Annotated in this window: 13 protein-coding genes and 1 pseudogene; all 14 read right to left on the reverse strand. The window is 41.4% G+C overall.

Annotated features, from left to right (window positions below):
* Window positions 1–69: 69 nt before the first annotated feature.
* The 14 genes and pseudogenes from MHH68_RS08985 to MHH68_RS09050 all read right to left on the reverse strand — a co-directional run bounded on the left by MHH68_RS08985 (window position 70) and on the right by MHH68_RS09050 (window position 15,453).
* A complete protein-coding gene (locus MHH68_RS08985; RefSeq protein ID WP_339165766.1) occupies window positions 70–1,530 on the reverse strand; it encodes a CoA-acylating methylmalonate-semialdehyde dehydrogenase in 1,461 nt (486 codons plus the stop codon).
* A 345-nt stretch (window positions 1,531–1,875) separates the two neighbouring features.
* On the reverse strand, window positions 1,876–3,207 hold the full coding sequence (locus MHH68_RS08990; RefSeq protein WP_169056611.1) for an alpha-glucosidase/alpha-galactosidase: 1,332 nt from the start codon (window positions 3,205–3,207) through the stop codon (window positions 1,876–1,878).
* A gap of 34 nt (window positions 3,208–3,241) precedes the next feature.
* Window positions 3,242–4,072: a carbohydrate ABC transporter permease gene (locus MHH68_RS08995; RefSeq protein ID WP_268498350.1), complete on the reverse strand. Its 831-nt coding sequence runs from the start codon at window positions 4,070–4,072 to the stop codon at window positions 3,242–3,244.
* Window positions 4,072–5,004 carry a sugar ABC transporter permease gene (locus tag MHH68_RS09000; RefSeq protein ID WP_061408030.1) on the reverse strand — a complete coding sequence of 311 codons (933 nt, stop codon included), beginning with the start codon at window positions 5,002–5,004 and terminating at the stop codon, window positions 4,072–4,074. The genes MHH68_RS08995 and MHH68_RS09000 overlap by 1 nt, the downstream gene beginning before the upstream one ends.
* Before the next feature lie 30 nt (window positions 5,005–5,034).
* On the reverse strand, window positions 5,035–6,291 hold the full coding sequence (locus MHH68_RS09005; RefSeq protein WP_339165767.1) for an ABC transporter substrate-binding protein: 1,257 nt from the start codon (window positions 6,289–6,291) through the stop codon (window positions 5,035–5,037).
* 218 nt (window positions 6,292–6,509) lie between these two features.
* On the reverse strand, window positions 6,510–7,550 hold the full coding sequence (locus MHH68_RS09010) for a LacI family DNA-binding transcriptional regulator (protein ID WP_339165768.1): 1,041 nt from the start codon (window positions 7,548–7,550) through the stop codon (window positions 6,510–6,512).
* 178 nt (window positions 7,551–7,728) lie between these two features.
* The gene (gene alsE / locus MHH68_RS09015; RefSeq protein ID WP_306012208.1) at window positions 7,729–8,424 is read right to left on the reverse strand and encodes a D-allulose 6-phosphate 3-epimerase; all 696 of its coding nucleotides are present in this window, start codon (window positions 8,422–8,424) and stop codon (window positions 7,729–7,731) included.
* 17 nt (window positions 8,425–8,441) lie between these two features.
* A complete protein-coding gene (locus MHH68_RS09020) occupies window positions 8,442–9,704 on the reverse strand; it encodes a PTS ascorbate transporter subunit IIC (protein WP_339165769.1) in 1,263 nt (420 codons plus the stop codon).
* Between the two features lie 26 nt (window positions 9,705–9,730).
* Window positions 9,731–9,997: a PTS sugar transporter subunit IIB gene (locus tag MHH68_RS09025; RefSeq protein ID WP_061408048.1), complete on the reverse strand. Its 267-nt coding sequence runs from the start codon at window positions 9,995–9,997 to the stop codon at window positions 9,731–9,733.
* 15 nt (window positions 9,998–10,012) lie between these two features.
* Entirely contained in the window at window positions 10,013–12,085 is a 2,073-nt protein-coding gene (locus MHH68_RS09030; RefSeq protein WP_339165785.1) for a BglG family transcription antiterminator, read from the reverse strand.
* A 286-nt stretch (window positions 12,086–12,371) separates the two neighbouring features.
* Window positions 12,372–12,803, reverse strand: coding sequence for a hypothetical protein (locus MHH68_RS09035; RefSeq protein ID WP_339165770.1), 432 nt, complete (start codon window positions 12,801–12,803; stop codon window positions 12,372–12,374).
* A gap of 63 nt (window positions 12,804–12,866) precedes the next feature.
* Window positions 12,867–13,097, reverse strand: a pseudogene (locus MHH68_RS09040) (hypothetical protein); the annotation flags it as partial.
* Between the two features lie 231 nt (window positions 13,098–13,328).
* The gene (locus MHH68_RS09045; protein ID WP_058015611.1) at window positions 13,329–13,748 is read right to left on the reverse strand and encodes a hypothetical protein; all 420 of its coding nucleotides are present in this window, start codon (window positions 13,746–13,748) and stop codon (window positions 13,329–13,331) included.
* A 19-nt stretch (window positions 13,749–13,767) separates the two neighbouring features.
* Complete coding sequence (locus MHH68_RS09050; protein ID WP_339165786.1) at window positions 13,768–15,453, reverse strand: T7SS effector LXG polymorphic toxin; 1,686 nt, start codon at window positions 15,451–15,453, stop codon at window positions 13,768–13,770.
* Between the last annotated feature and the right edge of the window lie 236 nt (window positions 15,454–15,689).

Raw genomic sequence — 15,689 nt, forward strand, 5'->3', positions numbered from 1 at the left:
TAGGAGACAACAAAAAAATGCAGTTCTCCTTTTAGAACTGCATTTTCTTAGCTTATTCATGATTGTTGATCATATATAACGCGCGGTCACCATTTTTTTTCTTGTATAAAACTCCACCCCGTCTGTTCCATTGGCGTGCAAGTCCCCGTAGAAAGAATCCTTCCAGCCGGAAAACGGGAAAAATGCCATTGGTGCGGGAACACCGATATTGACGCCGAGCATCCCTGCTTCGATGTTTTCGCGGAATTCTCTGATGCTTGATGCACTGTCTGTGTACAGGCAGGCACCGTTTGCAAATTTTGATTGATTGGACAGGTCGATCGCTTCTGTCAGTGAAGAGACACGAACAATTGATAAGACTGGGGCGAAAATCTCGTCCTGCCAAATTTTCATTTGATTTGTCACATGGTCAAAGATCGTTGGTCCAACGAAATACCCTTTTCCATTTGTTTCGTGATCTTTTCTGCCATCTCGAATGAGACTTGCGCCTTCTTCAATCCCTGACTGAATGTATTGAAGCGTTCGCTCCTTATGTTCCTCTCGAATGACTGGACCAAGAAAGACCTCTTCATTTATTCCGTTTCCAATGACGAGCTCGTTCGATTCATCAACTAATTTTTGAATGAGCTCATCTGCCACTTCTTCTTCCACAGCGACAACGGCCGCGGCCATGCAGCGCTCTCCGGCTGATCCAAAGGCAGCACCAATGATTTGTTTCGTTGCCGCGTCTAAATCTGCATCTTTGAGGACAATGGAGTGATTTTTTGCTCCTGCAAGTGCTTGGACACGTTTGCCATGCTCTGTGCCTTTTTTATAGACGTATTCTGCGACTGGTTGAGAGCCGACAAATGAAATGGCTTTGACCTTTTTATGTTCAAGCAGACCATTGACAACATCGTGAGCCCCATTGACAATGTTGAGAACACCTTTTGGAAGACCTGCTTCTTCAAATAGTTCGGCTAAACGTGCGGCAAGAATCGGCGTGCGCTCTGAAGGTTTTAAAACAAACGTATTTCCGCAGGCAATGGCAAGCGGAAACATCCAGCAAGGGACCATCATCGGAAAGTTAAATGGTGTAATCCCCCCGATGACGCCTATTGGATAGCGGTACATGCCAGATTCGAGTCCAGATGCGATATCTGGTAATTGTTTTCCCATCATTAAGGTTGGTGCACCAGCGGCAAATTCGACGCATTCAATTCCTCGCTGCACTTCTCCTTTTGCTTCTGTTATGCTTTTTCCGTTTTCAAGCGTTACGAGTTCAGCCAGCTCATCCCATTTTTCAACGAGTAACTGCTGATATTTAAATAAAATGCGCGCGCGGCGGGGAACGGGTGTTTTTGACCAAGTGGTAAATGCTTCTTGTGCTGCCTGTACCGCACGTTCGACATCTTTTTTTGTTGAAAGCGGCACTTCTGCGATGACCTCGCCAGTAGCTGGGTTATATACTGCCTCTGTTTGACTAGTTTCTGCCTCAATCCATTGTCCGCCAATATAATTTTTCAACATTTGTACATCTGTTTTGGTCATGTTCCCTCTCTCCTTTTTATGAAAAAATGTCATGCTTATAGGATGTGTTTGGTTGTCATTGTCTCATCTAATGGGCGCCCATCTGTATACACTCTTTGTCAAATATTATTGTCGTTTTGGTTTACGTTGTGATAAAAGCTTGCTCTAACGTGTGAAAGGTTGACGCCTATCCCTTTGTTTGTGAGATATGATTCCCGAATGCGATTCATTCATGGTGATTTTTTGGTTAACTTTTGATCAACTTTAGAAAAATCATAATATTAAAAACGCTTTCAGTCAATCCTCTTTTTGCAGCATAAAAAAACCTGATGCGCGTTGCATCAGGTAGAGGCTGGTTTATTTCTGTTAGTTGGTTGATGCGGTATATTGATTCGGTTCTGAAAAATGCGGGAGCATCTCACCATGTGCTTCAATGAGTTCATCGCATAATTTGATGATGTCATCAATCGATAGTTCAGCGCTTGTGTGTGGATCAAGTAATGCCGCTTGATAAATGTGCTCTTTTTTGCCGCTGATTGCTGCTTCAATTGTCATGAGCTGTGAGCTGATATTGGTTCGGTTGAGCCCAGCCAGTTGTTCAGGGATCTCTCCGACATAGCATGGCATGATGCCGCTCCGATCTGCAACACACGGCACTTCGACACACGCTTTTTCAGGCAGGTTGTGAATGAGACCGCCTGTGTTCAGCACATTCCCGGCAAATTTAAAGGGAACGTTCGTTTCAATCGCTTCAATGATACGAGAACCATATTCTTTTGAGCGAGTATGTGTGATCTGTGTATTGCCCACAAGGTCATGCTTCATGGTATTCCAGTTGTTGATTTGCTCCTCGCAGCGTCTCGGGTATTCATCAAGTGGAATATTAAATTGACCGATCAATTCTGGATAGCGCGATTTGATAAAATAAGGGTGGTATTCGGCGTTGTGTTCTGAGGATTCAGTGACATAGTAGCCGAATTTATCCATCAGCTCAAAACGTACCATATCATGATGCCGTGATTTCTGCTTTTCTTTCGCTCTTCTTTTGATGTCTGGGTACAAATCTTTTCCGTCCCGTTTCACTTCTAATAACCACGCCATATGATTGATGCCAGCAATTTTTTCTTCAATGCCTTCATGATCCATTTCAAGTGATTCAAATAGATCCTTTGTACACACTTGCACGCTATGACAAAGACCTACCGTTTGAACCGGTGTATAGCGCAGCATCGCACCTGTCAGTGTGGCCATTGGATTTGTGTAATTTAACAATAAAGCATTTGGGCAAACCTCTTCCATCTCCTTTGCAAAATCAAGCATCACAGGAATTGTTCGGAGGAAGCGGAAGATGCCGCCGATGCCAACCGTATCTGCAATCGTTTGTCTTAACCCATATTTTTTTGGAATCTCAAAATCAATCACGGTGCTTGGCCGGTAGCCTCCAACCTGGATGGCATTGATTACATATTTTGCATCCATTAAGGCTTCCTTTCGGTTGTGATAGGACTTAATGGTCACATGTGCACCGTAGTTCTCTTTTAAATGGCGGAGCATCGTTTCTGATTCTTTCAGCCGCTTATGGTCGATATCATATAAAGCGAATTCAAAACCGCTTAGTGCAGGGACGAACAAACAATCTCCTAATATATTTTTAGCAAATACGGTACTCCCTGCACCGATAAATGTAATTTTAGACATAGACGACTCTCCTTTTAACATCAAATATGTGGAACTACCCTTTGACAGAGCCTTGTGAAAGCCCTGCGATAAAATATTTTTGCAACAGTAAAAACATCGTCACCATTGGCAGCATCGCAATGAGCGCAGCGGCACCAACGAGCTGGAGCTGATGTTGATTTTGACCAAAAAAATGGGATAGGGCGACTGTGAGTGTATGCATCTCTTTATCTTGCAAAAAGAAGATGGCAAATTGATAGTCGTTCCAAATATACACACAGGCAATGATTAAAACAGAAGCGGTAATAGGTTTCAGAAGCGGAAAAACGACGGTGAAAAAAACTCTAAATGTCCCCGCTCCATCAATACGGGCTGCTTCTTCAAGCTCCTTTGGAATGGTCGACCGGATAAAGCCTGCGTATAAGAAAATGGTTAGCGGTAAAAAAGCAGCGACATTATTTAAAATAGCGATTTGATAGGTGTTCATCATCCCGATCTGAACGACCATTTTATAGAGCGGGACAAGGGCTGTGAGTGGTGGAATGACCATAATGGCGATGAATAAAACATAAACTGCTTTATTCAGTTTTGTGTTTCTTCTTGCGAGCGGATAGGCTGCAAGAGAGCCAAGAAAGATAAGGCATACAGCAGAGCTGAACGTAATGATCACGGTATTCAAAAAGGATTGGCCAAGCTGAGCCTCTGTCCATGCCGTGCGAAAGTTTTCAAGATGGAGCACTTTTGGAAACAGCCATTTTGAACTGAAATCTCCTATCCCCTTTAATGATGTCGTCACCAAGATATAAAATGGAATGAGATGAAGCAATGTCACCAAAAGGGCGAGGAAGGAGTACCATCTCTTCTTACGTTTAAAAGCATTTTCCATCACACCTCGGTCTCCTTTCGTTTGAAATACATCAGCGCTGCGACACTAATGACAAGGATGATGACCGCCATGAAAACCCCTTGCGTTGCTGCATAGCCTGCATCCTGACGTTTGAAATACAGATCATACATAAAGGTCGACATTGATTGTGAGGAATCTCCCGGTCCGCCGCCAGTAAGCGCCACAATGACATCAAAGAGCTTGAGCCCGCCAATGACATTCAGCACAACATTAATGGTAATAGACGGTATAAGGAGCGGCAATGTGATTCGCCTGAATTGCTGGAGGCTGGATGCGCCGTCTAATTGTGCGGCTTCATAATAATCCTTAGGAATGCTTTGCAGTCCTGCTAAATAAATGATCATCGCAATCCCGACGAATTGATAGGTGTTGACGAGCACAATGATCCATGTGTTTAATTGCGGATTGCCGAGCGCATTCATTTGATCAAATCCAAAAAGCGCCACCACATCGTTTAAGGCACCGCCTTGGTAAGCAAACACAAAATACCAAATATAGCCCATCGCAATCGGACTAATCATGACAGGTAAATAGACAACTGTTCTTGTGATCGCTCTCATCTTTAAGCTTTGATTTAATAAAAGAGCATATCCTAGTCCAATGATATTTTGTAAGATGGTGCTCCCGATTCCGTATAGAAGCGTATTTTTAACAACAAGCCATGTCGCTGGATCCTGAAGCAGACGTTTATATTGATCAAGCCCAATCCATTCATAAGTTTGTGAAAACCCATTCCAATTCGTAAAGGATAGCTGAATGCCGTTCAAAAAAGGATAAATGATAAAGGTACTGACAACGAGAACAGCAGGCAAGTACATCCACCAAAGGGATGAATTTTGGCTTTTTTTCATTTTCTGCTTCGGTAAAGAGGTGAATGCGGCTGGCTGCTGAGTTTTTGTGATGTCATTCATTGGCTTCACTCCTGTTTCAGCATGCGCCTGCTATTGTTTTTTCAGACGCTTATATTCCTCTTCCATCTTCTTCGATAATTGTTCTGGTGTGATGGAGCCTGCTAATAATTCTTGACCCGATGTTGCCATGACTGCCCACATGCCGCTTGGTAAGTATTTTCGATCGAAATACGGTTCAATCTTCACCTCTTCGTATTGATCGTAAAACGTAGAATAATAGTTTTTTGCTTTTACTTGCTTTAAGGCTGCTTCAGATGAGGTGCCTTCTGCGATTTTTTTCGCATTTTTAGGCTTTGCGAGAAAATCAATGAATTGTTTTGCTTCTTTTAGATGTTTGGAGTCTTTCCATGCAGCGACCGTAAACCGTTCTCCTCCAATCCAGCTTTGTTTATCTCCTTCATGAATAGATGGAACTGGCATCGTGCCGACTTTGATCGATGGATTGAGTTCAGATGCTTCAGGTCCTAAAGAGCCTCCGACAAAGGTGAAGGCTATTTTGTTTTGTGCCATCAGTTCAGGTGCTTGAGATAGTTTTGCTGTGAGGACATCTTTGTTTAAAAGATCTTGATCTTTCAAGTCCTTTATGAACTGTGCAAGCGGTGTATAGAGAGACCAATCAAATGATCCGTTCTCAAGTTCTTTTCCGTAGCGATGGTTTGGACCGGTGATCAATAAAGGTGTGGCGAGTTCATCAAAGACTTGGGCGATATTTGAGTTGTCTCCTCCTGGTATCCAGAGCGGCACAACCTCTCCTTTGCTCTTTTTCTTCACTGTCAGCAAAGCCGATTGGAATTCATCAAGTGTTCTAGGTACCTCAATGTCATAGTCCTTTAATAGATAGGCATTAAAGCTAATCCCGTCTTTTGCTTGATTCAGCGGATATGCGTATACTTTGCCATCTTGATCCTTTAAAATTTGATCGAGTGAAGGATCAAGTTGTTTCACCCAATTCATCTCTTTTAGATCAGCGACATACTCGCTATAGCGAAGTTTGGCCCAGCCGTGTGTGTCAAACAGATCCGGCATATCGTTTGCCCCCATTTTGACACGAATCGTATCTTCATAGCTGTTGCCTGGGAAGTTGGCATCGATTCGAAGATGTGGATGCTCCTTTTCAAACTCACGAATCACTTCTTCAAACGCTTTTCTCTCCCCGCTGTTGCTCATCGTCGAAAAGAGAGTTAAGGTGACCTTTCCGTTTGCTTCAGACGTACCGCTATTGCTGCAAGCAGACAAAAAAATGGTCAAGACAAAGGCCGCAGTGAGCAGCATGATTTTTTTATTCATGGTTTCCTCCTTTTGATCACTGAAAATTCAGACGATAATCGGTAGAATTCATGCAGTTGCGGAAACAAAAGAAGTCCATTATACTGGAATTCTATTCTTTTCAAAGAGATAAGAGAGCATCCAGGTAGGCTGCCTTGTTCTTCGCATGATCTGGCCATCATGCGAAGCAGCTTGCTTTCTGCTTTTTTGTCTCTTTTTTGTTTGCTGAAATCTCGGGTTCACCCCCTTTCATGGATGAGGCATGTGCTGCCTCTTTCGATGAGTTTGGTTGGCACGACGACTTTTAGAGGAAGCTTTCTGCCGTTTATTCTCTCAAGCAAAAGCTTCAAACCGACTTCCCCCATTTCTTCTGTATATACTTTGACGGTTGTAAGTGGCGGGCTTGAAAATGAAGCTGCTTCAATGTCATTAAACCCAACAATGGATACATCTAAAGGAACACGCAGACCGGCTTCATTGAGCGCGCGCATTGCGCCAATCGCCATTGAATCACTTCCGATAAAAAAGGCTTGTGGCAGGTTTCCATTTGTTATGGCTTGCTTCATGAGCGAATAGCCTTCTTGCATGGAGTATTCCCCAATATGGATGTCATCCAGATGAAGACCACCTGCTTCTTGCATTCTCTTCATAAACGTCGTTTGTCTTTCGTCCTCAATCACAGCATTCCCTTCGAAATAATGCTCACGCTCCTTTCCGCCAATATAGCCTAGATGTGTATAGCCAAGTGATTGCAAATGGCGAATTGCTCGATCTGCCGCTCTGACAAAATCAACATGTACACAATCATACAAATCCTCATCCGCATAATGATTGATAAAAACAATGTGTTCCATTCGATTAGTCATTTTTTCAACCGTATCAGGACTGATTCGTCCAATGACGATCAAACCGTCAATATCTTTTAGCATCGCACCTTTATCCATGCTTCTCAGGCGAAAGGTATGAAGGGTAGACAGCCCTTGTTTGGCATATTCTTTTTCAATTCCTTTTCGAATCGATGAAAAAAAGGGATCATTTAATTCTTCGTCAATGGATTGAGCGACTACGATACCGATGACTGGGGATTCAGATGGGCTTTTTTCCTCTGCTTGATCGGCTTTTCTTGCTCTCACGGGGGTATAGTTTAACTTCTTTGCAATGTCGAGGATGTTTTGTCTTGTTGCGTGAGAAACGGCAAGGGTTTGATCGCCATTTAACACACGGGATACAGTAGAAACGGACACTTTTGCATCATGAGCAATATCTTTGAGTGTGGTCATAGGCAAACTCCTCTTGGTTTTTGACTAAATATTTACTAAAGATATTTGAAGAATACCACGTTGATGAAGCGCTTTCAAGTGTGGATTTGTGATTTTTTATTTTATTTTTGAGCATGTTTTGGTTGGATGCAAAAGTTTAGTAAAATTGCGTAAAAAAAGAGGGTTGTTTCATCCTCTTTTACTCACGTGATTCAATTGAGGCTGTTTCTTTTGAAAACAATTGCTTCATTGTCTCCCAAGCCGTGTCGAGTTGCTGGTGAAGGCCGAATAAACCTGAGTTTCCGATAATATAGATCTCGTTTCCTGCCTCAGCAAGCTGCCGGAACGTGTGCTCATTACAAGAGCCGTCTACTTCAATTGAAAATGAGTATCCTCTCTTCTCTTTTACCGCTTTCACCTGTTTAATTTTCTGAAGCATTTCTTTAATAAAAGGCTGACCTGCAAAGCCTGGATCAATCGTCATGATCGTCACTCGGTCTATTAAATGTAGATAGGAATCTAATGCTTCAATTGGTGTGGCCGGATTTAAGACAAATCCGACCTCACAGTCTCTTTGATGAATATGCCGAATGATCCTAAAAACGTCTCTTTGCACAACCTCTGGGTGTAAGCAGATCATGCTTGCCCCTGCATCAATGCAGGCATCGATTAAAAATTCTTGGGGGGATTCTGCCATAAGATGCACATCAATGGGTCGATCTGTTAGTTTTCGAAGCTGTTCTATGAAAAAGGGTGATAAGGTGATATTTTTCACGTAATGACCATCCATGACATCGACATGATATCGATCTGCCCTTGTGTTGAGAATATGAATATGTTCGCGGAAGTGCGTTAAATCCATACACATCAGTGAAGGTGAAAAAATGGCTGTCATTCTCAGAAGCCTCCTTTTTACAGTTGAAATAAAAGCTTGATCAATCCAATTAAGATTCCGATGATACCAAAGTCTGTATCTCCAAAAGTTGTCCCTTCAAAACCAAGGGTTCCTAACACAGGTAATAAACAAGCGGGTAAAAAGGAAAGAAGTAATCCATTCACAAAGGCCCCAGCGACAGCCCCTCTCACGCCTCCAGTTGCATTACCATACACTCCTGCTGTAGCGCCGCAAAAAAAGTGCGGGACAAGACCAGGAACGATGACAGTTAAACCAAACAAAGGTAAAAGAAAAATAGATACAATGCCTCCTGCAAAACTGCATAAAAAACCGATAATGACTGCATTTGGAGCAAATGGAAAAACGGTTGGTGCATCAAGTGCCGGTTTTGCCCCTTTCACAAACCGATCGGCAATTCCTTTGAAAGCAGGCACAATTTCACCGATTGCCATCCGTACCCCGGCTAAAATAATGTACACACCAGCAGCAAAGGTTATCGCCTGAATGAGAATGAAGACAGCGAAGTTCGTGCCCCCACTCATTTGTTCTATAAAGGGAATCCCAGCAAACGGTGCAATCGCAAAGAACAGCAAAGCCATCGTGATTGAAATGGCCACAGATGTATCTCGTAGAAAGCCGAGTGATTTAGGCACTTGAATGGTTTCTGTTGATCTCTCTGAACGACCGATCCATTTTCCAATCATTCCCGCTGTAAAATAACCGAAGGTACTGAAGTGTCCAAGCGCAAGATCATCGCTTCCAGTGACTTTCCTTGTGAATGGCTGAAGAATAGCGGGTGCAATGACCATAGCGGTTCCTAATATAATCGAACCGGTGGTGACAAGAAACGCTCCTTTCATTCCACCTGTCGAGAGAACGACTGCGAGCATTGCAGCCATATACAAGGTATGGTGTCCTGTTAAAAAAACGTATTTAAAGGGCGTGAATTTTGCCAATAACAAATTGACCAGCATGCCAAAAATCATAATGAGAGCTGTCTGTGTTCCGAATTCCTTTTGAGCAATGGCTGCCATGGCATCTGTATTTGGCACAACTCCTTGAATGTGAAATGCTGCTTCAAACATTTTTCGGAAAACTCCAAGTGAATCAGACACGACCGTTGCGCCTGCTCCTAATATGACAAAACCCATGGTTGTTTTTAAGGTGCCTGACACGGTATCTGCGGCTGATTTTTTCTGCAAAAGTAAACCGGCCAGTGCAAACAAACCGATGAGAATTGCCGGTGTACCCAATATATCGTTCATGATCAGTTCCATCATGATATGAATCCCCCCTTTTTCGTGGCTTATATGTGTTTGCGAAGGACGTCTTTAATAGCTTCCTGGTCTAACAAGTTATTTAATCCAGCGACCGTTCTTGTGCCGTCATCCAGCTGATCAATAATGTCTGTTGCTCCGATATATAGATCAGCTTGTTCATTTTTACTTGTGCTGAGATCAGTATGGTCCACTTCAGCTGCAAGCCCTAACTCTTCTAATGCTTTTTTGACATTCATTTCCACGATGAAGCTGCTTCCTAATCCGTTTCCGCATACAACAAGAATTTTTTTCATTCTCTTTTTCCTCCTTTATCGTTGTGAAAATTGATCAATTAGTTTTTGCACCGATGTTAATTCCTTTGCTTCAACCAGTTGTTTCCTTCGCTTTTCATCACTTAACAGCATAGTCAGCTGTTTGAGTGCTTTTAGGTGGGTCATACTGTCAATGGCTGCTAGCACGATGATGAGACGAACCGGTTTTTTTTCATCCTTAGAGAAAAAAACGGGCCGTTCGAATGACATGAGTGACATACTTAATTCGTTCACGCCGTCCTCTGGTCTGGCATGTGGAATGGCTACTTGTGGTGCAATCACAATATAAGGTCCATTTTGGTCAACGGACTGAATCATGGCATCCACATAACCTTTCTGAATGGCATTTTGTTCGAGTAAAGGCTGCGCTGCTTTTGTGATGGCCTCTTGCCATGTTTCTGCTGTTTGTTGGAGATGAATGGTTTTTTCTGTTAATAAATCGTTTAACACTGGTTTCCACCCTTTCTGATGGGATACATATGCGGGATGAAGCAGCTCTTTAAGATCACGAAGCAGTGCTTTTTCATTTTGTACGATGGTATGCTCTTGAATGATGTTGAATAAAGCGTTCACATTGTTCTTATCAAACATGGTTTCGGCACTTTCTCCATATTGAAGCAAGGTTTTTTTCTCATAGGCAGTAAGGATGGGATGAACGAGATGAACTGGCTTTCCTTTAAACGAAATAGGTGTTGTTGACACAACAAAGTCGACATCAATCGATGACAGTTGTTCATATGAGCGCTTTGATAATAGATCACGTACTTCGATATAACCGATTAATTCGATAAGCTGTGTTTTCAGCATGTGACTTGTGCCAATTCCTTCGCCGCAAACAATGTATACAGAACGCCGCACAATTGGCGAAATCCCTTCTCTTCTCATCCAACCACCAAAATGCATCGCCACGTAAGCAATTTCATGCTCACTTATCTTGGAGCAGGTCGCCTTTTCTAAATGACATACGACCTTTTGAGTGATATCAAACACCTCTGGCTGTGTTTTTTTAATAGATTCTGTTAATTCATTGTTGATATCAATGTGATAGATGAGTCTGTAATAGGCAGGGATGAGATGCATGGTTAAGTTTTGCTCCAAGGCTTCGTACTCTTGAAAGGAGATACATGCATACCGCTGAAAATCAAAAATCATTTGTCTGGCAATGGTGCGAATGAGATGCTCTTCTGGCTTTTGACTTGATGGAAGCTTTTGTTTCTTAGCGCTGAGCCATAGAGTGCTAAGAAAATAGATTTCATCATCATGCACTTGAAGACCCGTTTCTTTTTGAATTCGTGCCATGAAACGAATAGCCGCCAAGCATTCCTCAGTTTCCTGCAATGTACGCTTTTCTTCGTTTGAAAGGTGTATAGCACGTCCTAGCTTCATCCGCTTAAAGTAGAAAAAGAGATCCAAAGACAGCTGATCCAGCATGTCATCAGCAAACTCGAGCTGAAGCTCTTGTTCTGACTGCTCGAGGAGATATTTTAACCTGTTATATGAAATAGGCCCCTTTAACCAAAGAGATGGAAAAGCTTTTTCATTTTTTATCATGGTGCGAATGGAATGAATATAAGGTTTCAGAGCCAATCGAATCGCTCTTTCTTCTCCTGAAATCAAATAGCCGAAGGCTGCCTGATAGTGAAGCGTGAGCTGCTGCTTTGAAAGTGCTTCTTTTAGCTGTTTCATATCTTCAAGCAATGTATTCCGGCTCACTTTGGTGAGCTTCATAAAATCATCAATTTTTAGACATTTCTCACTGCATGCAATAGATAAGAGCAGAATAGCTCTTCTTTCCATTACACATGGTTCATAATCATCACCAACGAGAATGCTGTTCGCTTTTTGAATAATGACTTCTTTTTCATGTGGGTGTAAGTAGTAGCCAAGTTGATCTTTTCGCTGAACGCCACTAAGCTGATGTGTGTCCAGCCAGCTATTCATGCGTTTGATTTCAGAGTAGACGGTTCGAGTAGAGACATTCAATCGATTCTGTAAATCTTCAATTGATAAATAAGATGTCGTGTGAATCAGCATTGATAGTAAAGTCGTGCCTCTTTTGGTTAAGTGCAGTTGGAATTCCTCCTTTCTTCTCTTTGGTTATAAGTCTAATCAACTCACATGCGTCAAAGAAGCCCAAATGTTTTCAGCAAATGCTGTGCAGGTTTTTGGGTGCTCTTTTGTTATAAGAAAAAGCACACTCTTATGAGTGTGCTTTGAGACTTGTATACAAGGAGTCATTTGTCTTCTGAAACGTGATAGAAAACCTTTGTAATGAGGTCATAGATGTACTGGGGAATTTTGAATGACCTTATAAGATATAAGAATAAGAAATACCCAATATTGCCTTGCTATGTGATCAGCTTCCGAATTTTTGCATACCTATAGATCTCCGAAAGCCAGTTGCTGCTTCTCTAATACTATCTATATTCTCCCTAGTTGTTAGAAGGATATATACACTAGAATCTAGAATGTTATTTAAAGCATTATTCAAGTGATTACGATTATTTTGATTTTCTAAATAATCTTTATTTCTCAACCAGACTTTTATATTATTTATATGTGTTCTCATATTGTTCAGATGGGCCTCTCTTAACAACATACTGTCAGAAGAATTAATACTATTATCAATGTAATCTATGACTAGCTTAACCCTGTTAACTAATTCTGTTCCCTCCTCATCGAGTTCTGCAATAAATTCTTCATCATTTAACAAACTATCTACTTCTACCTTGAGTTCAGATAATTCATTAAATAAGCTATGATTATCAATTTGTTCCAATATAGTCATAAACATTTTCTCCCTCAATTATTTTAAGTAAAATTATACATCATCTACTACAAAATGGAGAGATTACTTTAGAATTCTCATTGATTCTTTTTCCTCAGCTGACAATCCTAGAATAACAGGATCAACCACAGGACCAACCGCACAATGACAGTTTACTCGCTCTTTCGGAGACAGTTTTGTATCTCTAGGAAACATGCACCGCTCTCCGCTTCCTAGTATCTCGAATTCCTCATCCAAAGGAATGATGGTTCCGTCCAGCTGCACATGACTTTCTCTGGACTGATTCTTTTTCCCGACTTCAGTTACAGCTGTCACAAGTGCTAGCGTCCGCAGGTTCTTCCTTCTGGACAAAATATTCACGTTGGTTTTGCCTGTCTCTATCATACGATGATCCACTTAGGAAAAAAGGTCCCCTTTTTGTCGGCCTTTTCTCGTTTTTTCTCGGCTTGAAGTCCATTAACACCAAAAACCTTGAAAGGTATTAAGCCATTCAAGGTTTTTTTGTATAATCTCATTAAAAATCAACTAATTTGAATTCATTTTTGAAAGGAAATCTTGAAGAACTAATTTTACTGGTGAATTCGCAGTAGTAGTCAACACATGATTTGCACGTTCTAAAATTTGAGGATGCTCCAATATCAATTTTTTGCCTTCCTCAATTGGAAAACTTCTCAATGTATCGATACAGATCTCAAATAGTTCTTTATCATTAATATTCAACAAATCCATTAAAATATTTAACTCATATTCATTGCACTCATTATCTAGACAGTACGCAATTTTCCGCTGCCACTCTATTGGCTTATTGCGTACCTGATTTGATAATTCTTCCCAATCGTTCAAGCTAAAATCCGAGAGAATCTCACTAGCAATCAAACACCCGTCGTCATACCACGAATCTACCGTTGTATCAGCAGATAAAAGATTATCTAATTCCTTAAACACATCAATACCTCCATTTAAATTAAAATCCTGATGGGCGTAAAGCATTTTCTGTACCTGTCGGATACCCGCTAGTTACATCTTTCCCCACTTTAATCACATCAATTTCTACACCATCAATACGTGCTCTATGCCAAGTTGCTCTATCTCTTAATCTTGATGAAATAGCTGCTGTATCTCCCACGTCGGTAATACTTTTGAGAATTTTCTCATCCTTCCAAGAATCAGGAAAGAGCGTGCTTTTTTTAATTTTAGAGATATTTCCATCAGAAAACTGTTTTGTAAATACAACATTTTTTGTACCATCCGCATTTGTTGATAATACTTCAACTGCAAATTTTTCATTATCATTATTAATTCTAGACGAATGGCCACCTATTAACTGATTTTTGGGAACCTTCCGTTGTCCTTCTAGAATCTTAGCTTCAATTTCTGGACTAATTACAGTTCTTCTAGCAGAATCTCTACCTGCACCCTGAATTCCCATCTTTCCATGAAACCCTTTCGCTCCAAACGGCAAAAGCATTCCAAGCGCCGCATTCATACTCGCCTCCTGCTGTTCTTTCGAGATCTTATTCCCGAACATATCTCTACCAGTAATTGCTTCGCTGAAGCCGTTGGTGGCGGTGAGGCCATATAAACCTTTTTGCGATGTTTTTAAGGCGTCAAAAGACTTTTGTGACGTCTTGTAAATGTCCACTGCCCTGACTGCAGCTGATGTAGCTTGGGTCGTTTTATAGACAGCTTTTCCGCCTTTGAAAATGCGTCCTGCCCAGCCGACGATTGGAATATATCCTGCGGCTGCCATGCCGCCTGCGGCGACGCGCTGTCCTGCCGTAAGTTCTTCGCCTGTGATCGGGTCAACGCCCGTTGCGGCGCGTTTTGCATCGTTCACGCCAGTTAGTTCATTCACAATATTCCCGCCATAATCAAGTGCTTTTTCGTACCAAGGACGGTTGGCGAGTGCTTCTTGTTCCTTTGCGATTTCGCGGGCTTCTTCTTGTTCTTTTTTGATTTTCAGATATTCAGAAGTTTGCTTTTCAATATCGCTTTTTGCTTTGTAGATTTCGCTATTTTGATACGCTTTCTTGTCAAAATTCATTGGAGAAATCGCTTTTCCATCATTTGTGGCATTCATCATTTCTGTGTACAATGCCATTGTAGCTTGCTGCTCCGTTTCTGACAAAGCATATTCATTTTTTATATTTTGATCAAGCTCTCTTAGGTCTTTCACTGTCTTTTTTCGCTCGTCTTCCGCATCTGCAATCTTTTCATCAAAGGTTTGGCTATCAAATACTTCTAGAGAAATGAGGTCGTCGATGTCTTGAAAAATCGTTTTAAGTGCCTTTTTTTGATCCTTTACAATGCTTTTGGCATTTTTGATGCCCATATGTACAGCGTTATCTAAAAAGTGTTCTTCTACAAAGGTGTCGCCGCCAAAGTTTGTATCATCTAGTGTCCCAGAAACACCTTCATGGAACGCTTTTTGCTTATCAATAAAGCTAATAAACATGTCCACATTTCCGGCGAGTTCTTTGTAGAAACTTTTAATGTTATCGGCACCTTTTCCCGTGAAATCATCACCGAGGTTTGCCACGCCCTGAAGTGTCTTTTTTAAATTGACCATTTGTTCACGGAGTTCCTGGTAGTGTTTTGCTCTTGCATCCATGGCACTTGTTAGTGCTTTTGCATCAAGTATCTTCCCCAGCGGAATTCACTCCTTCCTATTCATTGACAAGGTCAATTTTACCAACACAAAGTTTGTCATTAAATAGGAATATAGATACAAAAACAGTTCTTAATATGTAAATGATCCGTGTTTTATTAGAGCGCTTTAGCCTCGCCATCGTCAGTAATCATTAAGACACGATTTTTAAAACATCTTTTAATTAAAATCATTTGAGATGTTCCATTGTAAACAAGAGTTATAGAGCACTTCCATGG

The organism is Bacillus sp. FSL K6-2841, from assembly GCF_037976435.1.
Lineage (GTDB): Bacteria > Bacillota > Bacilli > Bacillales > Bacillaceae > Bacillus > Bacillus pumilus.

Excerpts from the sequence above, each read along its gene's own strand:
- MHH68_RS08985 (WP_339165766.1), bottom strand. The coding sequence starts at position 1,530 with ATGACCAAAACAGATGTACAAATGTTGAAAAATTATATTGGCGGACAA.
- MHH68_RS08990 (WP_169056611.1), bottom strand. The coding sequence starts at position 3,207 with ATGTCTAAAATTACATTTATCGGTGCAGGGAGTACCGTATTTGCTAAA.
- MHH68_RS08995 (WP_268498350.1), bottom strand. The coding sequence starts at position 4,072 with ATGGAAAATGCTTTTAAACGTAAGAAGAGATGGTACTCCTTCCTCGCC.
- MHH68_RS09000 (WP_061408030.1), bottom strand. The coding sequence starts at position 5,004 with ATGAATGACATCACAAAAACTCAGCAGCCAGCCGCATTCACCTCTTTA.
- MHH68_RS09005 (WP_339165767.1), bottom strand. The coding sequence starts at position 6,291 with ATGAATAAAAAAATCATGCTGCTCACTGCGGCCTTTGTCTTGACCATT.
- MHH68_RS09010 (WP_339165768.1), bottom strand. The coding sequence starts at position 7,550 with ATGACCACACTCAAAGATATTGCTCATGATGCAAAAGTGTCCGTTTCT.
- alsE (WP_306012208.1), bottom strand. The coding sequence starts at position 8,424 with ATGACAGCCATTTTTTCACCTTCACTGATGTGTATGGATTTAACGCAC.
- MHH68_RS09020 (WP_339165769.1), bottom strand. The coding sequence starts at position 9,704 with ATGATGGAACTGATCATGAACGATATATTGGGTACACCGGCAATTCTC.
- MHH68_RS09025 (WP_061408048.1), bottom strand. The coding sequence starts at position 9,997 with ATGAAAAAAATTCTTGTTGTATGCGGAAACGGATTAGGAAGCAGCTTC.
- MHH68_RS09035 (WP_339165770.1), bottom strand. The coding sequence starts at position 12,803 with ATGACTATATTGGAACAAATTGATAATCATAGCTTATTTAATGAATTA.